Source organism: Sporosarcina sp. FA9 (assembly GCF_051550205.1).
Taxonomy (GTDB): domain Bacteria; phylum Bacillota; class Bacilli; order Bacillales_A; family Planococcaceae; genus Sporosarcina.
In genome coordinates this window covers 3,529,470-3,548,478 of record NZ_CP188819.1, presented here as the reverse complement: position 1 = coordinate 3,548,478, position 19,009 = coordinate 3,529,470, and the positions used below count along the sequence as shown (strand labels likewise).

The following is a 19,009-nucleotide window of genomic DNA, read 5'->3' as shown; positions in this document are numbered from 1 at the left end:
GTATGCGAGAGAGCTCTTTTTGTGTCGAATTATTTATGATTTGCGAATGTACGAACAAGACCAGCTACGTTACCTACAATAACAAATGCGAACAGTGTAAACATGATGTATAAAAACCACATGAAATACTCACTCCTTTTTCTCAGTAAATCCTATTTCCCATTATACCACCATCGCCGGTGCTGGGCAATGTTGTTACCGGTGAGATGTAGCGAGATTTGTTGCAAAACGAGTAGTTCGAAACTCCTCACTTGCAAGCAAAGCGGCGTGTAGTGCAAGGAAACTATTAGTCAGTGCAAGCAAACCCGTCAAAACAAATTTCGACGACTTTCTACGCACACAATTCGACTTTGTGACAACATAAGGAAACTCCAAAGAACCTGTGGTACGCTCAGCCTAGAGGTGAAAGTTGATGATTTTAAAAACGGAATCGACTCCGTATCATTTGTTTGGGCTGGAAGCACTCCAACGTCGTTTATCCCTAAGTCGTTCACTTGAAATCGATATCACGGGAAGATTAAGGATTGCCAATGCTGGGATCAATGGGGAAAGGGCGCTACAAGCTATTTTCAATAAATATAAGCTAACTTTCGAACATGCTATTTATCACGGATTGAATCTACAATCTACAGGGAAGTTTCAGATTGATAATTTGTTTTTATCCCATCAGGGAGCCTATATTTTTGAAGTGAAAAACATTCAAGGACGCATCAGTTTTTCGGAAAAGACAAATCAACTAATACGAACACTAGATAATGGTCAGGTGGATGCATTTGAATGTCCGTCTGTTCAATTAAGGCGCAATCATTATCTTCTCCAGGATTGGTTGCATGGAAGAAATTTGTCTATTCCCATTCATACCGCAGTTGTCTTTCCTAATCCTAGACAAATTATTGAAAACACCCGCCCCGACTTAAGAATTTTATTTCCAAACGAAGTCCCTTCTATGCTTCGTGAAAGTGAGTTGAATCCCCCAGTTATTGATTCAAGAACATTTTCGCATATTAAAAATGAGTTATTAAAAGGAAATATAGACTTCAATCCATTTCCGATGTGCAAAAGGTTTCAAATCGACCCCGTTGAAATAAAAAGTGGTGTCCTCTGCGATATATGTGGAACATTAGGTATGCAACGCATATTTCGGGGATGGGGGTGCAATGTTTGTAAATCTATTAGTAGAACAGCGCATATTCAAGCAATTACAGACTGGTTTATGCTCGTAAGCGACACAATGAATAATCGTCAATGCAGGGAGTTCCTACATGTACCAAAAAACTACACGGCGAGTCGATTATTGGATGATCTCCCTCTGGAACCTCAAGGCGTGAATAGGGGAAGATATTATCACTTCCCTTTGGAGAGAATGGTGTAGATTATAAGTCATGACTTGCAAGCAAATTCCTTGGGGTGCAAGCAAACCTTAGTTGAGTGCAAGGAACGTCGGGACGAGTGCAAGCAAATCTGAGTTGAGTGCAAGCAAAGCATATCCTAGTGCAAGCAAACTGGAATTGAGCAGTTTACGGACACTTAAAAAAGGACAACCCGGAGAGGGTTGTCCTTTTTACATGAAAAATTATCGTGTATTTTGTTGTTTAAGCAAGTCGCGAATTTCTGTGAGTAATGCTTCTTGCGCATCAATGACTACGACTTCTTCAACAGGTACTTCTTTACGTTTAAACTTCATAAGTAAGCGAATTGCGAAGAAAATAGCAATTGCAATGATAAAGAAATCAAAAACAGATTGAATGAACATTCCATAGAGAATCTCGGTTTCTTTATACTTGTAAGCTAACCCTGTGAAATCTACTCCACCTGTAATAAGTCCAATTAACGGCATAATAATATTTGCAACGAGCGATGCAACAATCTTTCCAAACGCGGTACCGATTACAACAGCAACGGCCAGGTCAATGACATTACCCTTCAGTGCAAACTCTTTGAATTCTTTTAACATACTAATCTCAACTCCCATATATCAATATTTAAACAACATTGTCCAACTCTATAAATCACCTAAACTTTATAGAAAAACATAAGACTTTTTCTATGATACCCTTTTCTTAATAAATTATACACGGTTAGATAAATATGAATCATTAGAACTAGGTAGATGTTGTATATTCAAAGGCAGGCGGGAAAACTGGATGTCTCATCTTAAATAATTACCAGAAAATACAATTATTAAAAAGTATTGTACTATTGTAGTAAATTTGATAGACTTGCATTCTACGAAGGCGTCATACTACTCGGCCAATTCAGAGGTGTATAATTACTGTGGGGGGGCGAACTATGAATATATATTTATCAGTTGATATGGAAGGAATTACGGGGCTACCCGATCACACATTCGTCGACTCGGAAAAACATAATTATGAGAGAGCCCGTCGAATTATGACGGAAGAAGCGAATGCAATTATTTATGCAGCATTTGACGTTGGTGCAAATAAGGTTCTTGTCAACGACAGCCATTCTAAAATGAACAATCTTCTTGTGGAAGAAATTCATCCAGATGCTGATTTAATAACAGGGGACTTGAAACCGCTTTCAATGGTACAGTCAATTGATGCTACGTTTGACGGGGCAATTTTTGCGGGTTATCACTCACGTGCCGGCCAACCTGGTGTGATGAGTCATTCAATGACTTTTGGTGTTCGGAATATGTATATCAATGATGTCGTAATAGGCGAACTTGGTTTCAACGCATATGTTGCGGGTCATTTCGGTGTCCCTGTCATTATGGTTGCTGGAGATGATGGAGCTTGTCGTGAGGCAGAGGCACTTATTCCGGGAATCGTTACGGCGGCAGTAAAACAATCCATTTCTCGGTCTGCAGTTAAAACGTTACATCCGACAAAAGCACATGCATTGCTTAAGGAGAAAACTGCGGAGGCAATTGCAAACAGGCATAAAATTAAACCGCTTACTCCACCAGAATCTCCTGTTCTCCGTATTGAATTTAACAATTACGGACAAGCGGAATGGGCTGCCTTAATGCCGGGCTGTGAAATTGAATCGGGTACAACAATTGTGAAATTCAATGCGAAAGATATTACAGAAGCGTATAGAGCGATGCTTGTCATGGTCGAACTAGCAATGCAAACGAAGTTTTGCTGAGGGAGGGCATGACATATGGCAAAATACATAGTTAAAAGATTCATGATGATGATTGCTACAATACTTATTATTTCTACATTGACATTTTTTTTAATGCATTCAATACCGGGTTCGCCATTTGATGATGAAAGGACTTCAAATCCGACGATCCAAGCGAATCTTGAAAAGTTTTACAAGCTTGATCAACCTGTAGCTGTACAGTACGTTTATTATTTAAAATCAATAGTGACGTTTGATTTTGGTCCATCTATTAAAAAGCCGAATGAGACGGTGAACAGTCTTCTGGCAAGGGGGTTCCCGATTTCGTTTGAATTGGGGATGCTCACGATACTCGTGGCAGTATTGTCGGGTATCACCTTGGGGACGTTCGCGGCACTGAGGCATAACGGGATTATCGATTATTTTGCAATGGCTTTTGCCGTTATTGGTATTTCTGTTCCAAACTTCGTACTTGCAACTTTGCTCATTCAACAAGTTGCCGTCAATTGGTCTTTATTACCTACCGCAACGTGGAGTAGTCCACTCCATATGGTTTTACCGACGTTAGCACTAGCAACCGGGCCGACAGCAATTATTGCAAGACTTACCCGAGCAAGTATGTTGGAAGTGCTGACGCAAGATTACATTAAAATGGCACGGGCAAAAGGATTGTCCCCGTTTCGAATTGTTGCCCGACATGCACTGAGAAATGCGCTTATGCCGGTCGTTACAATTATGGGAACAATGCTTGCTGGTATTTTAACCGGAACTTTCGTTATTGAACAAATCTTTGCCATTCCGGGTATGGGAAAATACTTTGTTGAAAGTATTAATAACCGCGATTATCCGGTAATAATGGGATCGACAGTTTTCTACAGTGCGTTTCTAGTTTTCATGTTGTTCCTTGTCGACATCGTCTATGGCTTCCTAGATCCACGCATTAAATTGCATAAAAAGGAAGGTGAAGTGTGATGGTAAGCAAAGATCAACGGGTAAAGGTTCCGGATGAGTGGTTCAGGCCAATTGGAAAAGAGAAAGACCAGGCGGAAGCAGTTGTTAGACCATCGTTATCCTACTGGAAAGACGCTTGGCGGAGAATAAAAAAGAATAAATTAGCCATGGGCGGTCTAATCTTTTTAGTACTATTAACATCATTTGCGATTTTTGGACCAATATTTTCACCACATTCAGTAACTGAAATCGACTTGCCAAACCAAAACAAAGCACCTTCAAGTACAAACTGGTTCGGTACGGATGAGATGGGACGAGATGTATTTACTCGAACTTGGTATGGGGCAAGGATTTCACTTTTTGTTGGTGTCATGGCTGCTCTTATTGATTTTTTCATAGGTATTATTTACGGTGGTATAAGTGGTTATAAAGGTGGGCGCACAGATACGCTTATGATGCGTGTCATTGAAATCTTATACGGATTACCACATCTACTTGTTGTAATTCTTTTAATGGTTGTAATGGGCCCAAGTTTGACGACAATTATTATCGCTTTGACGATCACCGGCTGGGTTGGAATGGCGCGTATCGTCAGGGGACAGGTATTGCAAATTAAAAACTATGAATTTGTAACAGCGTCAAAATCATTTGGAGCAAATACATCGCGTATTATTCGAAAGAATTTATTACCCAATACAATGGGTCCGATTATTGTTCAGATGACGCTCACAGTTCCAAGTGCCATTTTCGCTGAGGCTTTCCTGAGTTTCCTAGGACTTGGTATTCAAGCACCGTTTGCAAGTTGGGGAGTTATGGCGAATGATGCACTACCTGTTATAACTTCTGGGTATTGGTGGAGATTATTCTTCCCGGCGTTTTTCATTTCAATGACGATGTTTGCATTTAACGTCCTAGGTGACGGTATGCAGGATGCACTCGATCCGAAACTGAGGGGGTGAATGATATTGACGAAACAACATGAAGTGACTCGTACGAAAAAAGTGGATTCAACCGAAAAAGTACTAACAGTTGAAGATTTACAAGTATCATTCACAACATTTGGTGGTGAAGTCCAAGCACTTCGTGGTGTCACTTTCGATTTATATAAAGGTGAGACACTTGCAATTGTAGGTGAATCCGGTTGCGGGAAAAGTGTGACAGCAAACACAATTATGGGGCTTATCCCACAACCGCCTGGAAAGATTAAAAATGGAAAAGTTCTGTTTAAAAATCAAAACCTAGCGAAAATGAGTAAGTCTCGTCTTAGGAAAGTTCAAGGTGTCGACATTTCGATGATTTTCCAAGATCCAATGACTGCTTTAAATCCTACGCTCCAAATCGGTGAACAATTAACTGAAGGGCTACGGACGCATCAAAAAGTTAGTAAGGCCGCTGCATTTGAGAAAGCAATTTCAATGTTAGAACTTGTAGGTATTCCAAATCCTAAAGAACGGATGAAACAATATCCTCACCAGTTTTCAGGTGGAATGCGCCAACGAATTGTAATTGCGATTGCATTAATATGTGAACCAGAGCTACTCATTGCGGATGAACCGACGACTGCACTTGACGTAACAATTCAGGCTCAAATTCTAGAATTATTTGAAGAGATTCAAACGAAAATGGGCGTTTCAATTATTTTAATCACGCATGATTTGGGTGTCGTTGCAAAAATTGCGGATCGTATCGCAGTAATGTATGCAGGTAAAATTATTGAGATTGGCGATAAACGCGAGATTTTCTATACACCTCAACATCCTTATACGAAAGGACTTCTCAATTCGGTACCGAGGCTTGATTTGAAAGAGGAAGAACTTCAACCGATTGAAGGAACACCGCCAGATTTGTTTTCGCCACCAAAAGGTTGTCCATTTACTGCAAGATGTCCTTTTGCTATGGAAGTATGTGGTGAAGTTTATCCGGAAACAACGGTCCTATCAGATACCCATGTAGTCGATTGCTGGCTACAGGATGAGCGAGCCAGCCAGGTTTTTAATTAACTTATGAGTGGTATTTCGCACGAAAGTGCTGATATATTTATACAAAAAAAAGGGGGCTTTTGAATGAAGAAGTTTATGACATTTCTAATTGTAGCAATGCTTGCACTTGTACTTGCGGCTTGTACAACGACGAAAGATAACGGCAAGGATAAAGTGGTAGATAAAGAAAAAGATACGGATAAAGACAAGACTGAAGAAACGACAGATGATAAAGAAGTGGCATCTGCTGAAAAGGTTCTTTATCTAAACAATGGAGCTGAGCCAACGTCATTTGATCCATCTGTTGGTTTTGACTCGGTTTCATGGAGTGCATTGAATAATATAATGGAAGGTTTAACACGTCTATCAGAAGATCACTTAGCGGTTGAAGCAACTGCAGAGAAGATCGATATTTCAGATGACGGACTTACGTATACATTCACAATTCGTGATAATGCGAAATGGTCTAATGGAGATTCTGTTGTAGCAGGAGATTTCGTTTACGCATGGCTTCATATGCTAAACCCTGAAACTGCATCACCAGCATCGTTCCTTGCGTATTTCATTGAAGGTGCGGAAGCGTACAATAATGGTGAAGGAGATGCCGAAGCTGTAGGAATCGCTGCTCCAGACGAAAAAACATTTGTTGTAACGCTTACTTCACCGAATGAGGCATTCCCGAACATCGTAACGAACCCAAGCTTCTTCCCTATCAACGAAAAAGTAGCAACTGCTGATCCAAAATGGTTCACAGAAGCTGCAACATTTGTTGGAAACGGTCCATTTAATCTTGCTTCATGGGATCATGATGTAAGTTTTGAATTTGAAAAGAATGAAAACTATTGGGACGCAGATAAGGTGAAACTTGATAAAGTGCATTGGGCAATGGTAAACGATGCTACAACTTCTTATCAAATGTATCAAGCGAATGAGTTGGATGTTTCTGGAATCCCTTCTGAGCTTGCTGAACAGTTAAAAGATGACGATGAGGCACGCTTTGACGACCAAGCTGGCCTATACTTTTACAGATTCAATACATCAATGGAGCCTTTCACAAACGCTAAAATCCGTAGAGCATTCGGTCTTGCGGTTAACCGAGATGACATTGTCGATTACGTAACAAAAAATGGTGAAAAACCAGCACATGGTTTCGTTACTTATGGATTCATTGGTCCTGATGGTAAAGAGTTCCGTGAATCAGTTGGCAACCTTGTTGATTTTAATCCTGAAGAAGCAAAAGCACTTCTTGAAGAAGGAATGAAAGAAGAAGGATATACTGAGCTTCCAAAAGTTACTCTTAGTTATTCAACAAGCGAATCGCATCAGAATATCGCAGTAGCACTTCAAGGTAGCTACAAAAAAGTATTGGGCGTCGATGTGGAATTGCAAAATATTGAAGGCGCAGTATTTGCATCTGAGCAAAAAGAGTTTAAATATCAGATGTCCCGTTCTTCTTTCTTGCATGACTATGCAGATCCTGTGAACGCGCTTGAAAGCTTTATCACGGGTTCATCTATGAACCGTACTACGTGGTCAAATGCAGAATATGACAAACTAATTACTGATATTAAAAATGAAACAGATGAAGATAAACGTTGGGAATTGCTTAAACAAGCGGATGAGCTTTTAATGGCAGAAATGCCTATCTTCCCAATTTATTATTACAACCAATCAACACTTGAAAAACCAGGTGTAACTGATATCCTACGTCATCCAGTTGGATATATTGATTTGAAGTTTGCGGATAAGAATTAATTAAAAGTCGCGGCGTCCTCCGGGGCGTCGTGTTTTAATTTTAAGTATAATGATGTGGATATTGTTGCATGAAGAATCAAACATGGCGTCTTCAAATAGAAGACACGATTGGTATAAATGAGTGCACCATTAATTCTTTTTGGTACAAATGCTAAACTAGATACGGAAAATCGTATTCCAACAACTTTAGCAAGTGTAAAATGAAAGGAGAATGAAAAATGTTAATTCGTTCAATTGAAACTTTCCAAGTTGCTGTTCCACTGACAAAACCATTTAAAACAGCGCTACGGACTGTTCATACGGCGTATGCAGTTTATGTGAAGGTATCAGGTGACAATGGGTATGTTGGATGGGGAGAGGCACCACCGACACATGTGATCACTGGAGATTCACTTGGTAGTATTACATATGCAATTGAAGAAGTAATTGCACCGCAACTTATTGGACTAGACATCAGACAGCCTGAAGTTCTGTTTAGTACTTTAAAACGTTCCATCGTACGAAACACAAGCGCGAAGGCAGCAGTTGATATGGCACTTCATGATTTACGGGGTCAACTTGCAGGAATGCCGTTGTATCAGTTACTAGGGGGCTACCGTCACGAACTAGAAACCGATTTTACAGTTAGTGTGAATGATTCCGCTGAAATGGCAGACGATGCAGAACGTTATATTGCGAATGGCTTTAATGTATTGAAAGTAAAAGTAGGTATTGGTGAGATGAGTGAAGACATTGGTCGCATTAAAGCAATTCGTGACCGTATCGGTAGTGCTCCAAAAATTCGTCTCGACGCCAACCAAGGATGGAATGCAAAAGCTGCGGTTCGTGCAATTGGGATGATGGAAGATGCGGGACTCGATATTGAACTGATTGAACAACCTGTTCCTGCCGATGATATAGAAGGCTTGAAGTATGTCACTGAGAACACTTTGACACCGATTATGGCGGATGAAAGTGTCTTTTCCCCTAAAGATGCACTGCGTATCCTTCAGTTACGTGCTGCGGATCTCATTAATATTAAGCTGATGAAATCGGGTGGTATTCATGAAGCGTTGAAAATTAACGCACTTGCGGAGTCGTACGGTGTGGAATGTATGGTTGGTAGTATGATTGAAACGAAACTCGGAATAACAGCTGCTGCTCATTTTGCAGCGAGTCAACCGAATGTCACTCGCTTTGATTTTGATGCCCCGCTTATGCTTGCAGAAGATATCGTAGGTGGCGGAATTGAATATGAAGGAAGATTAATCCGTTTGCCTAAAACACCGGGCCTGGGACTTATAAGTGAACAAATGGATCGTATTGGAAAAGGAGTGGAGTAACAAATGGTAAGTACAGTAAATTCATGGCATTGTTCGGTTTCGGTTGCTACGGTATGGACGTCTCCGGAATCTGCGCGAGATATCGACGAGCTAGGGTTAACAAATCCGGTTCAATTAACGAAATGGCTTGAAAAGTTGTCATATGAACCTCGTCTAGACCTTTGCAACGGCAATCGGGTACAGACGCAATTATTATACGGAGAGCCCGTTCTCGTTGAAGAAACAATAGGGGATTGGGCGAAAGTCATCGCTGTCTGGCAACCTTCAAAAAAAGACGAAAGAGGATATCCAGGTTGGGTACCACTTGCGCAGTTAACAAAAGCGGAACCGATTCATGCGGAAGGTTTCGCAAAAGTAACAGTTGGTAAAGCACAAGTATGGGATACCGACGGCATACCTACAGTTGTCGTGCCTTTAAATACGACACTTCCATATGTAAAAGTAGAGGGAGATTATATACAAGTTTCAACGCCTCATGGAGAAGCATTGCTTCTGAATTCGAATGTGGTTACCACTGAGTCCATTCATCATTTCGAGAAGCTTTCTTCAGAAGCGGCAGTAGATAAAGGACTTGAGTTCCTTGACCTTCCTTACTTTTGGGGTGGTATGTCATCTTACGGCTATGATTGTTCCGGTTTTACATACAATATGTTTGCGGCATGTGGATATTCAATTCCACGGGATGCGGGAGACCAAGCAAAAAGTGGCATTGAGATTCCGATGGAGCGAAAGGAACTATGGGAAAAAGGCGATTTACTGTTCTTTGCAAATGACAATGGAAAAGCAAATGTACGTCATGTAGGATTTTATTATGGAAACGGGTTGCTTCTTCATTCACCGTCTACAGGTAAGTCTATTGAACTCTTAAAACTTGCGGGTTCTAGCTTAGAGAATGAGTTGTGTGCAGTTCGAAGGTATGGCCTGATCGATAAGGGGGCAACGATATGACAGAAGAAGTTTTATTATCAGTAAAGGGATTAAAACGTTATTTTGATGTTGGTCGTGGTCAACAACTAAAAGCGGTAGATGGCATCAGTTTTGATATTAAAAAAGGGGAAACCTTTGGGCTTGTTGGTGAGTCCGGATGCGGAAAATCTACAGCAGGTAGAACCATTCTGGGTCTTTATAATAAAACAGAGGGTGAAGTGCTGTACGAAGGTCAAAGTGTTCACGATATGAAGGATAAGGAAAGACAAAACTTTCTTAAGAAAATGCAAATGATTTTTCAGGATCCGTATGCTTCTTTGAATCCGCGTTCTACAGTGTTTGACATCATAGCAGAGCCGATGCAAATTCATGGAATGTTTAAAACGAAGGCGGAAATGCTTGTCCGTGTGAATGAGTTATTGGAAGACGTGGGTTTAAATCGTGATCACGCAAACCGTTATCCACATGAGTTTTCAGGTGGCCAGCGTCAGCGAATTGGTATTGCGCGTTCACTTGCTTTAGATCCAGAATTTATTATTGCTGACGAACCTATTTCTGCGCTCGATGTGTCTGTTCAGGCGCAGGTCGTTAAACTTCTACAACGTTTGCAACGTGAAAAAGGTTTGACGTATTTATTCATTGCTCATGATCTGTCTATGGTAAAGTATATTTCCGACCGAATCGGTGTGATGTATTTAGGACATATGGTGGAACTAACGACAAGCGCACAATTGTATGAAAAACCACTCCATCCTTATACACAAGCACTTTTGTCGGCAATCCCAATTCCAGACCCGGATATCGAAGAGTCTAGGGAACGAATATTATTAAAAGGTGAGCTACCAAGTCCGATAAATCCACCTTCAGGTTGTGTGTTTCGAACACGTTGCCCTCATGCAATGTCCGTTTGTGCGGAATTGAAACCTAACTGGTTGGAAAAAGAAGAAGGTCATTTCGTAGCTTGCCATCTTTATGATGAACAAGTAATGTTAAGAAAAGATGCAATACCAACACATGCGTAGCCGTCCCGAATCCTAGGACGGTTTTTTTTTGTGTTAACCCTCTTCAGCGTCTTGTGGAAACCACCGGTATATAGCAAAATCAACTTTCCCGTTCGGCGTAAAAATAACTCCTTCTGTTTCAAGCAAATCTTTTTGATTGCTCCCTTTCGATTCAGCTTTTTCAGGTGTGGAAATCCCGCCTTGTGCATTAATGATACGATGCCATGGAAGTTCGTATTTCTGACTCATAGAATGAAGAATGCGTACAACTTGTCTTGCACCACGCGGACTACCAGCAGCAGCAGCAACTTGTCCGTATGTCATTACACGACCGGAGGGGATTTCCGTAATGATTCGAATAACCCGTTCTGTAAATAAATTCATTGCAATACCTCCTAACTTCAAACTTATTAGACGCCAGTTAACTATAGTATACTAAATTACAAGCATACTTTGAAGGGATGATATCTTCATGAATTTAAGCGATTATCTAGCAAGCAATTTTCCTGTGAACGTACTTAGGGGTAGCCTAAACATTGACTGGCCCGCTAAATTACATTTTGAATTGGCAAAAGGTATTTATCAGTTTAATGCAGATGAGATATATAATGAAGAAATGTTTCTAGTAGTCAGTCAGCAAGCGATGGATGTCATAAATGAAATGATTGATGAAAAGGATGAATTATTTCTTGTTATAAATGTTTTTTGGAAAAGTAGCTACGAAAAAACGGGGATATTAACAAACTATCTTACAAATAAAAAAGTGAAGTATAAAGCAACCTCTGAACGGTTTCCGTCATTGTCTGAAGATGAACCGGCCTTCACGCGAATCTCAGTTCCGTGTAGAAAATCGGATATTAAGTTAACTAAACTTGTGGATGCTATAGGTAATGAAGATTTTAACAACCGTACACCGCGATTTATTCGTACTAGTAAAAACAGATACCCTGAAGTTTACCTTGTGAATCGAACGAAAGACTTGATTGTGTATATGTATGATGATCGCGGCATAGAGGTTGTTTATAAAGAATTTGAGATGATCCCTCTTAAGAAAGGTCTTTGGTAGTTCTTCAACCTTTGTTTAAGGAGTAGAATTCAGTGAGGATAATTTCGTTTTCTGACGATCTTGATAAAATGCATAGACGGATATTGCAATCGTTACCCAAAGAGCACTGGCAGCCATTCCGCCAATAACATCACTCGGATAGTGAACCCCGAGATATATCCGACTCATTCCGATTACGACAATCATTGTCGCGGCAAATAGAAACAAAAGTATGCGACTTAACATTGTGCGTATATTTCGCCAAGCAATATAGGCAATAATTGCATACAAACTAAAAGCCATCATTGTATGGCCACTTGGAAAACTAAAGCCATTGGCCTCCATAATTTTATGGATTTCCGGTCGTTCTCGTTTGAAATATATTTTTAAAAGAAAGTTTACAATCACCGTGCCAATCATCACAGTAGCAAAAAGGACGGCTTGATGACGGTATTGCAGTATAAAGTAAAGATAACATACAATTAGAAATCCAATAGGTGCAACAAAGTATGCTGAGCCGATCCAAGTAAAACCTTTCAGTGCAGTAGTCAGCCAAGGCGTTTCCGTTCCCTGGACAAAATTAATCACTGTTCTATCGAAACCGACAATCGATTCAGTGCTAATTGCAGATGCAATGTAACCGAATAAGATGCCGAAGCAAATACATAAAATAAGTGCTAGTAACAAACGTAAGGATAATTCACGCATTCATTTTCGGCTCCTTTCCTATATATGTGAGTGTATAGGAAAGTGTATATTAAATAAAAGGATATCCTTTTTTAGGGATTGAAAGAATGAGCTTCCCGTAACTAATAACTTCTTGAAAAGGGTTGATTATAACGTTACTTTTATTAATAATTGGTTCCTATTTACTTGGAAATATACTAACCGCCACAATTATTAGCAATTTGTTTTATAAAGAAAAGATTAGTGGGTTAGGTAGTGGTAACCCGGGTGCACGCAATGTCGGACGCGTATTTGGGAAAACAGCATTTATTGCTACGTTTATAGGGGATGCATTAAAAGGCGTGCTCGCTGTATTGACTGTAAGATGGCTAGGACTTGAGCCAACAATCGAAGTCATCGCTTTGTTAGCAGTTATGTTGGGTCATATTTATCCTGTATTCTTTAGATTTCGAGGCGGACAAGGAATATCGACGTTTATTGGTGGTCTACTCGCACTGAATCCACTTGTGTTTATAGTATTTGTGTGCATTTTCGTTATTATTTATTTATTTATAAGAAGTTTTACTATCGCTGGCCTGAGTGCAATTACACTTGTGCCGATTATTATCGTGTTTTACTCTATTGGGACCGGTCAATTTATCGTTGCAAGTTTGATATCAGTACTTTTATTGTTTGTTCATAAAGATGATCTAAAAGAGAAGTTTTTGAAGGAAGGGAGCGAATAAAAATGAATTTTATTTATAAAATTGCGGAAACACATACTGAGTTTAAGCAAATACATAAACTAAATTATAAAACATTCGCTGAAGAAATTCCTCAACACGAACAAAATGAAACACATATGCTTGTTGATAAATTTCATCATGAAAATACATATATCATTTGCATATTTGCCGGGCAAGTAATCGGTATGATTGCGATACGGAGTAAACGGCCATTCTCACTTGACGGAAAAATCGGTGAAGTGGAACAGCATCTACCTTTTCGAGTAAATAGCCCCGTCGAAATTAGACTTCTTGCTATTGAACAAAAGTATCGAAATGGGCGTGCATTCCTCGGAATTGCACAAGCACTTATTAGATATTGTTTGAGGATGGGTTATGATGCAGCACTTATTTCTGGGACGATGCGTGAGCAGAAGTTATATAGACAACTTGGTTTTTTATCTTTTGCAGAACTTACAGGAACGAAAGAAGCGGAATTTCAACCCATGTATTTAACTAAAGAAACGTTTGAAGCGACTGTTGCAGGAAGATTATCAAAGCCGCACATCAACTTTTTACCAGGACCAGCAACGATTTCAGAGGATGTACAGAAACCGATGCTTATTCAGCCGTTCTCGCATAGATCCACAGAGTTTGAAAACGTATTGACGCATGTGCAAAAGGGCTTGACACGCTTAACCAATGCGAAGTACGTTCAACTTCTGCAAGGGACGGGAACGCTCGCAAATGATGTCGTTGCGGCACAGCTTAGTTTGATTGATGGCAAAGGTCTTATCCTGGAAAATGGTGAATTCGGTTCTAGACTTGTCAATCATGCGGAACGATTCGGTATGGAATATGACATTTTAGAAACTGAGTGGGGACAGCCTTTTAAAAACGAAGAGATTATTGATAAATTGAAAATGAGTCATTACAGTTGGCTTTGGGTTGTCCACTCTGAAACGTCAACAGGAATACTGAACGACCTTCCTATGCTGCAAAGTATTTGTTCTACTAACAGCGTACTGCTTGCTGTTGACTGTGTAAGTTCAATAGGGACGGTTCCACTTGATCTTCGAGGGGTTGCATTTGCATCGGGCGTGAGTGGGAAAGGATTATGCAGTTATACAGGAGTATCCTTTGTTTTTCATAATGAACATATTCAAAAATCAAATCGCTTGCCGCGTTATCTTGACCTTGGTACATACGCAGAAGCGGAGGGAATTCCTTTTTCACAATCCTCTAATTTAGTATCCTCACTAGCTACCGCATTACTAGAATACGAGGAGCCGAATAAGATTTTTGCTTCTATACAACAACAATCAAGTATTATTAGAAGAGCGGTTGAAAAAATGGGATTCACGATTTTAGCACAAGAAGAATTTGCAACACCCGCAATTCTAACGTTGGTAATACCAGAAGGACTTTCGTCTAAACGTCTTGGGGACAACCTATTTCTAAATGGATTCAATGTACATTATGAAAGTACTTATTTATGTGAAAGAAACTGGCTACAAATTTCATGTATGAATAATGTGTCCAATCAGAATCTTGATAAATTGATTCACCTGTTGTCTGTGTTAAACTGAATAGTATAAGGAGATGATTATTATGAAAGAATTGCTATCAATCGAAGAGTGGAATGACGTCGTAGAAAAGTCGAAAGAAGGTCCATTACTCGTTTTAAAACATAGTACGACGTGTCCAATAAGTACTTCTGCATACAATCGTGTAGAAGCGTATGAGACGGATATGCCGAAGTTTTTCTTAAAAGTACGTGAAAGTCGACCTGTATCCAATGAAATTGAAAGTGATTTAGGCATTGTCCACCAGTCTCCACAACTATTCCTAATGAATGACGGGAAAGCTGTTTGGAATGCATCACATACGGTTATTACAAACAATGAAATCAATAGAGGGTTAAAAGAAAATAATTTAGCTTAATAATAATGAAGCACTCTGAACTATTTAGAGTGCTTTTTTAATGCAAATTGGCATATTTGTTATAGCTTTTGATGAATCGGATTTCGTGGGTGGTGGAATGCTTAAATAAAGTTGTCCACAAATTGGATTCCTAAGTAGAAAAGTTGATTATGAACAAGTGGATAACGGTCGAATGATCTTATCCACAAAAGGGATTGCCTGCAAATGAAAGGTAACCCTTTTTTTTTTTCATGAAACATTGTGAAGAAATTCACAACTAGTGACAATTGTCATCTCAAAGTCATGACATCTATGTCTTCCGCGAAGTATGACTAGGTACTAATATTATGTATAAGAAATGATTGTACGCGAGATCATTAATCGAGGGAGGATAACATGACTAAAGAAAAAACAATGCAACTTCACAAAAGTGTTGCCCCTTTTGCAAAGTCAGAGAATAAAAAAAGTATAATGCAAATCGTAAACACGGTACCACCCTTTTTAATATTGTGGTTCTTAGCTTATCAAAGTTTGTCCGTCTCCATCTGGTTGACATTGGGTCTATCTTTTTTAGCGGCCGGTTTTGTCATACGGACGTTCATCATTTTTCATGATTGTACACACGGTTCGTTCTTTAAAAGCAGAAAAGTAAATGACATTGTCGGTACGATTACAGGAGTACTTACACTTTTTGCTTATGAGAAATGGAAACGTGAACACGCGATTCACCATGCATCGAGTTCGAATCTCGATAAGCGGGGTGTTGGTGACATTTGGGTTATGACGATTGATGAATATTTGGAAGCGTCTAAATGGCAACGTTTTGCCTACCGTTTGTATCGAAATCCACTAGTGATGTTCGGATTTGGTCCACTTTTCCTAGTGCTCGTCTCAAGTCGTTTTAATCGTAAAGATGCTCGAAAGAAAGAAAGAAACAATACGTATTTAACTAATATTATATTAATTGCACTTTATACAGGAATGATTTTGTTAATTGGATGGCAATCATTTGTCATCGTTCAAGGTTCAATTATGTTCATAGCAGGTTCACTTGGTATTTGGTTGTTCTACATTCAACATACGTTCGAAGACTCGTATTTTGAAGAGGAATCGGAATGGGATTATGTGAAAGCTGCAATTGATGGCAGCTCATATTATAAATTGCCACGTGTATTGCAATGGGCAACGGGTAATATTGGTTTTCATCACGTGCATCATCTTTCACCAAGAGTTCCGAACTATAACTTAGAAGTAGCACATGATTCAGTTCCACCATTACATCAAGCGACAACGATAACAATTAAATCAAGTTTGGCTTCGATAAACTACCGTCTCTATGATCCCGAGAAAAAAGGGTTTGTTAGCTTTAAAGAAATTAAAGATCTTCTTAAAATGCCACGTCCGTCATTGGATTTAAAACCAAAACGAACGAGTCTTGAAGGTAAATAATAAAGTTATTGCAACCATCTCTTTATAAGGGATGGTTGTTTTCTTTTATTTAAAATTTGGTATAGTATACTAATCAGATAGGCGGTGGACAACTGGTATGCAAAGTTGGTACAGTATTTTCCCGAAAAATCCATGGCTCAGTATTTACGCTTGGGTCATTTTTTGCTTTTTACCATTTTTCTTTATTTTTAGATCTTCGTCTGGAATCCAAATATTTATCGGAATTACAATGTTGGTCTTATTCTTTTTATCTTATCGCTTTTCATTTAAATCAAAAAGTGGCCTTGTTTATATGTGGATTAGCTTTGAAATGGTCATAAATATTGTTATGACATTGTTGTTTGGATTTGTCTACTTTTCATTGTTTACGGCATTTTTTATAGGTAATATACGGAACACCGCTGGTTTTTTCATCATATATGGAATCCATATCGCAACAACGATAGCCGCGATTGTTTTAGGTTTCTTTATAGAAATTGACCTATTTTTATCACAATTGCCCTTCATTCTAGTAAGTCTAATTGGCGTTGTCTTGTTGCCTTTTAATCTCTATAATCGTAATAAAAGAGAGAACTTGGAAGGTCAATTGGAAGTGGCAAACGAACGAATTTCCGAACTTATTATTTTTGAAGAGCGTCAACGAATTGCACGGGACTTGCATGATACACTTGGACAAAAACTTTCGCTTATTGGCTTGAAAAGTGACCTTGCTGGAAAACTGATCTCAATCAATAGCGAACAAGCAAAAAAAGAGTTGCATGATATTAGGCAAACTGCGAGTACCGCATTAAAAGAAGTGCGTGAACTCGTTCAGGATATGCGTGCAATGAAATTAGAAGATGAACTCATTCGCATTAAACAAATATTAAAAGCAGCTGAAATGGAATTAACAATTGAAGGAAATCCATCATTTAAAGGTATTACGCCAATCGTTGAAAATGTGTTAAGTATGTGTTTAAAAGAAGCAGTAACGAACGTAGTAAAACATAGTTATGGAACGGAATGTCATATCTCATTCGAGCATACGTCGAAGTACTTTGTCATAACAGTTAGAGATAATGGAATTGGGATTGCCAGAGACGGGGAGACATTGCCTGGGAATGGTTTAGACGGTATACGTGAACGTCTTGAGTTTGTAAACGGCAGCCTGCATATTGAGGGTGGAGAAGGTACAATGTTGTCGATTCGGGTACCTGTTATTTTAAAACATATTATTAGGGAGTGATTAAGTGATACGCATTGTCATAGCGGAAGACCAAGGGATGATGCTTGGAGCACTCGGGTCCTTGTTAAATATGGAAGATGATATGGAAGTTGTAGGCAAGGCGAAAAATGGGGAAGAAGCAGTTCAGCTTGTTCGGGAACTTGAACCGGACGTATGTGTGATGGATATTGAAATGCCTGTAAAAACTGGGCTAGATGCTGCGGAAGAATTACATGAAGATCCGTGTAAGATTATTATTTTAACTACATTCGCAAGAGCTGGTTATTTTGAGCGGGCAAGAAAAGCGGGTGTGCGTGGGTATTTATTGAAAGATAGTCCTATTGAAGAGCTGGTCAGTTCAATTCGTACAATAGTGGATGGCAGACGTATCTATGCTCCAGAGCTTGTAGATATTGCATATGGTGACGGGGATGCGGGTGAAAATCCATTAACTGAACGAGAAAGCCAAGTACTAAGATTGATAGCTGATGGTAGATCGACGAAAGAAATTGCGGGAGAGTTATATTTATCCCCTGGGACCGTTCGCAACTATATTTCCACAATTCTTGATAAATTAAATGTCAGTAATCGAATCGAGGCAATTTCAAGATTTAAAGAGAAGGGCTGGTTCAAATGACCGGCATGGAGCTTCTTGGGATAATTCGTTGGGTTCTGCTGGGCGTTTTTGTGGTATTTTTTTATCTGTATGAAGTTAAGAAGAAAGCGAAATTCACGATTCCAGCACATCTGACAATTCTCGCTGCTATTTTACTACATGCTATTGTTCGAGATTGGTACTTATTTGTAAAGATTGCAATTATTATCGTAACCGTTCTAGGAATAGGCGGCAATATCCTTAAACTGATTCGTGAGAGAAAAGATAGTGTCGCATAAAAGATGCACACAGGCGAAATTGTAGCGATACAATTTTGACTGTGTTTTTTTGTGATATTATATACATACAGAATT

General features: G+C 39.3%; 20 protein-coding genes. 17 read left to right on the top strand and 3 right to left on the bottom strand.

All coding sequences use genetic code 11. The annotated features are described in order from the left end of the window. Nucleotides 1-412 precede the first annotated feature (412 nt). Nucleotides 413-1,372, top strand: a complete 960-nt coding sequence (locus ACP8HH_RS18215; RefSeq protein WP_438313754.1) for a nuclease-related domain-containing protein — start codon at nucleotides 413-415, stop codon at nucleotides 1,370-1,372. Between the two features lie 201 nt (nucleotides 1,373-1,573). Here the strand turns inward: ACP8HH_RS18215 and mscL are convergent, their stop codons facing one another. Continuing rightward, nucleotides 1,574-1,954, bottom strand: coding sequence for a large-conductance mechanosensitive channel protein MscL (mscL, locus tag ACP8HH_RS18210; protein ID WP_438313752.1), 381 nt, complete (start codon nucleotides 1,952-1,954; stop codon nucleotides 1,574-1,576). 335 nt (nucleotides 1,955-2,289) lie between these two features. On the opposite strand from mscL, the gene ACP8HH_RS18205 reads away from it, so the two are divergent. The 8 genes from ACP8HH_RS18205 (at nucleotide 2,290) to ACP8HH_RS18170 (ending at nucleotide 11,049) form a co-directional block, all read left to right on the top strand. Next, on the top strand, nucleotides 2,290-3,114 hold the full coding sequence (locus tag ACP8HH_RS18205) for a M55 family metallopeptidase (protein ID WP_438313749.1): 825 nt from the start codon (nucleotides 2,290-2,292) through the stop codon (nucleotides 3,112-3,114). 15 nt (nucleotides 3,115-3,129) lie between these two features. Beyond that, nucleotides 3,130-4,065, top strand: coding sequence for an ABC transporter permease (locus ACP8HH_RS18200; protein ID WP_438313746.1), 936 nt, complete (start codon nucleotides 3,130-3,132; stop codon nucleotides 4,063-4,065). Further along, a complete protein-coding gene (locus ACP8HH_RS18195; RefSeq protein ID WP_438313743.1) occupies nucleotides 4,065-5,003 on the top strand; it encodes an ABC transporter permease in 939 nt (312 codons plus the stop codon). Before ACP8HH_RS18200 ends, ACP8HH_RS18195 begins: the two co-directional genes overlap by 1 nt. 6 nt (nucleotides 5,004-5,009) lie before the next feature. After that, on the top strand, nucleotides 5,010-6,044 hold the full coding sequence (locus ACP8HH_RS18190) for an ABC transporter ATP-binding protein (protein ID WP_438313740.1): 1,035 nt from the start codon (nucleotides 5,010-5,012) through the stop codon (nucleotides 6,042-6,044). Between the two features lie 63 nt (nucleotides 6,045-6,107). Then, nucleotides 6,108-7,778, top strand: a complete 1,671-nt coding sequence (locus ACP8HH_RS18185) for a peptide ABC transporter substrate-binding protein (RefSeq protein WP_438313737.1) — start codon at nucleotides 6,108-6,110, stop codon at nucleotides 7,776-7,778. A 218-nt stretch (nucleotides 7,779-7,996) separates the two neighbouring features. Continuing rightward, nucleotides 7,997-9,100, top strand: a complete 1,104-nt coding sequence (locus ACP8HH_RS18180; RefSeq protein WP_438313734.1) for a mandelate racemase/muconate lactonizing enzyme family protein — start codon at nucleotides 7,997-7,999, stop codon at nucleotides 9,098-9,100. A 3-nt stretch (nucleotides 9,101-9,103) separates the two neighbouring features. Next, a complete protein-coding gene (locus tag ACP8HH_RS18175; RefSeq protein ID WP_438313732.1) occupies nucleotides 9,104-10,048 on the top strand; it encodes an NlpC/P60 family protein in 945 nt (314 codons plus the stop codon). Then, the gene (locus tag ACP8HH_RS18170; RefSeq protein WP_438313729.1) at nucleotides 10,045-11,049 is read left to right on the top strand and encodes an ABC transporter ATP-binding protein; all 1,005 of its coding nucleotides are present in this window, start codon (nucleotides 10,045-10,047) and stop codon (nucleotides 11,047-11,049) included. Before ACP8HH_RS18175 ends, ACP8HH_RS18170 begins: the two co-directional genes overlap by 4 nt. Before the next feature lie 33 nt (nucleotides 11,050-11,082). Here the strand turns inward: ACP8HH_RS18170 and ACP8HH_RS18165 are convergent, their stop codons facing one another. Beyond that, a complete protein-coding gene (locus ACP8HH_RS18165; protein ID WP_438313727.1) occupies nucleotides 11,083-11,412 on the bottom strand; it encodes an MGMT family protein in 330 nt (109 codons plus the stop codon). Nucleotides 11,413-11,500: 88 nt separating this feature from the next. On the opposite strand from ACP8HH_RS18165, the gene ACP8HH_RS18160 reads away from it, so the two are divergent. Further along, on the top strand, nucleotides 11,501-12,094 hold the full coding sequence (locus ACP8HH_RS18160; RefSeq protein ID WP_438313724.1) for a DUF3885 domain-containing protein: 594 nt from the start codon (nucleotides 11,501-11,503) through the stop codon (nucleotides 12,092-12,094). 15 nt (nucleotides 12,095-12,109) lie between these two features. Here the strand turns inward: ACP8HH_RS18160 and ACP8HH_RS18155 are convergent, their stop codons facing one another. Next, nucleotides 12,110-12,781 (bottom strand): phosphatase PAP2 family protein, encoded by a 672-nt coding sequence (locus tag ACP8HH_RS18155; protein ID WP_438313722.1) that lies wholly within the window; start codon nucleotides 12,779-12,781, stop codon nucleotides 12,110-12,112. Nucleotides 12,782-12,903: 122 nt separating this feature from the next. On the opposite strand from ACP8HH_RS18155, the gene ACP8HH_RS18150 reads away from it, so the two are divergent. The 7 genes from ACP8HH_RS18150 (at nucleotide 12,904) to ACP8HH_RS18120 (ending at nucleotide 18,934) form a co-directional block, all read left to right on the top strand. Then, nucleotides 12,904-13,485, top strand: coding sequence for a glycerol-3-phosphate acyltransferase (locus tag ACP8HH_RS18150; protein ID WP_438313719.1), 582 nt, complete (start codon nucleotides 12,904-12,906; stop codon nucleotides 13,483-13,485). 2 nt (nucleotides 13,486-13,487) lie between these two features. Further along, nucleotides 13,488-15,053 (top strand): aminotransferase class V-fold PLP-dependent enzyme, encoded by a 1,566-nt coding sequence (locus tag ACP8HH_RS18145; protein ID WP_438313716.1) that lies wholly within the window; start codon nucleotides 13,488-13,490, stop codon nucleotides 15,051-15,053. A gap of 22 nt (nucleotides 15,054-15,075) precedes the next feature. Beyond that, on the top strand, nucleotides 15,076-15,408 hold the full coding sequence (gene ytxJ, locus ACP8HH_RS18140; protein ID WP_438313714.1) for a bacillithiol system redox-active protein YtxJ: 333 nt from the start codon (nucleotides 15,076-15,078) through the stop codon (nucleotides 15,406-15,408). A gap of 375 nt (nucleotides 15,409-15,783) precedes the next feature. Next, nucleotides 15,784-16,836 (top strand): fatty acid desaturase, encoded by a 1,053-nt coding sequence (locus tag ACP8HH_RS18135; protein ID WP_438313707.1) that lies wholly within the window; start codon nucleotides 15,784-15,786, stop codon nucleotides 16,834-16,836. Between the two features lie 97 nt (nucleotides 16,837-16,933). After that, nucleotides 16,934-18,061, top strand: coding sequence for a sensor histidine kinase (locus tag ACP8HH_RS18130; RefSeq protein ID WP_438313704.1), 1,128 nt, complete (start codon nucleotides 16,934-16,936; stop codon nucleotides 18,059-18,061). Between the two features lie 4 nt (nucleotides 18,062-18,065). Continuing rightward, nucleotides 18,066-18,677 (top strand): response regulator, encoded by a 612-nt coding sequence (locus ACP8HH_RS18125; protein WP_438313701.1) that lies wholly within the window; start codon nucleotides 18,066-18,068, stop codon nucleotides 18,675-18,677. Next, nucleotides 18,674-18,934 carry a hypothetical protein gene (locus ACP8HH_RS18120; protein ID WP_438313698.1) on the top strand — a complete coding sequence of 87 codons (261 nt, stop codon included), beginning with the start codon at nucleotides 18,674-18,676 and terminating at the stop codon, nucleotides 18,932-18,934. Before ACP8HH_RS18125 ends, ACP8HH_RS18120 begins: the two co-directional genes overlap by 4 nt. Nucleotides 18,935-19,009: the final 75 nt, after the last annotated feature.

Coding starts and splice junctions, on each gene's coding strand:
- ACP8HH_RS18215 (WP_438313754.1), top strand. CDS start 413: ATGATTTTAAAAACGGAATCGACTCCGTATCATTTGTTTGGGCTGGAA.
- mscL (WP_438313752.1), bottom strand. CDS start 1,954: ATGTTAAAAGAATTCAAAGAGTTTGCACTGAAGGGTAATGTCATTGAC.
- ACP8HH_RS18205 (WP_438313749.1), top strand. CDS start 2,290: ATGAATATATATTTATCAGTTGATATGGAAGGAATTACGGGGCTACCC.
- ACP8HH_RS18200 (WP_438313746.1), top strand. CDS start 3,130: ATGGCAAAATACATAGTTAAAAGATTCATGATGATGATTGCTACAATA.
- ACP8HH_RS18195 (WP_438313743.1), top strand. CDS start 4,065: ATGGTAAGCAAAGATCAACGGGTAAAGGTTCCGGATGAGTGGTTCAGG.
- ACP8HH_RS18185 (WP_438313737.1), top strand. CDS start 6,108: ATGAAGAAGTTTATGACATTTCTAATTGTAGCAATGCTTGCACTTGTA.
- ACP8HH_RS18180 (WP_438313734.1), top strand. CDS start 7,997: ATGTTAATTCGTTCAATTGAAACTTTCCAAGTTGCTGTTCCACTGACA.
- ACP8HH_RS18175 (WP_438313732.1), top strand. CDS start 9,104: ATGGTAAGTACAGTAAATTCATGGCATTGTTCGGTTTCGGTTGCTACG.
- ACP8HH_RS18170 (WP_438313729.1), top strand. CDS start 10,045: ATGACAGAAGAAGTTTTATTATCAGTAAAGGGATTAAAACGTTATTTT.
- ACP8HH_RS18165 (WP_438313727.1), bottom strand. CDS start 11,412: ATGAATTTATTTACAGAACGGGTTATTCGAATCATTACGGAAATCCCC.
- ACP8HH_RS18160 (WP_438313724.1), top strand. CDS start 11,501: ATGAATTTAAGCGATTATCTAGCAAGCAATTTTCCTGTGAACGTACTT.
- ACP8HH_RS18155 (WP_438313722.1), bottom strand. CDS start 12,781: ATGCGTGAATTATCCTTACGTTTGTTACTAGCACTTATTTTATGTATT.
- ACP8HH_RS18145 (WP_438313716.1), top strand. CDS start 13,488: ATGAATTTTATTTATAAAATTGCGGAAACACATACTGAGTTTAAGCAA.
- ytxJ (WP_438313714.1), top strand. CDS start 15,076: ATGAAAGAATTGCTATCAATCGAAGAGTGGAATGACGTCGTAGAAAAG.
- ACP8HH_RS18135 (WP_438313707.1), top strand. CDS start 15,784: ATGACTAAAGAAAAAACAATGCAACTTCACAAAAGTGTTGCCCCTTTT.
- ACP8HH_RS18130 (WP_438313704.1), top strand. CDS start 16,934: ATGCAAAGTTGGTACAGTATTTTCCCGAAAAATCCATGGCTCAGTATT.
- ACP8HH_RS18120 (WP_438313698.1), top strand. CDS start 18,674: ATGACCGGCATGGAGCTTCTTGGGATAATTCGTTGGGTTCTGCTGGGC.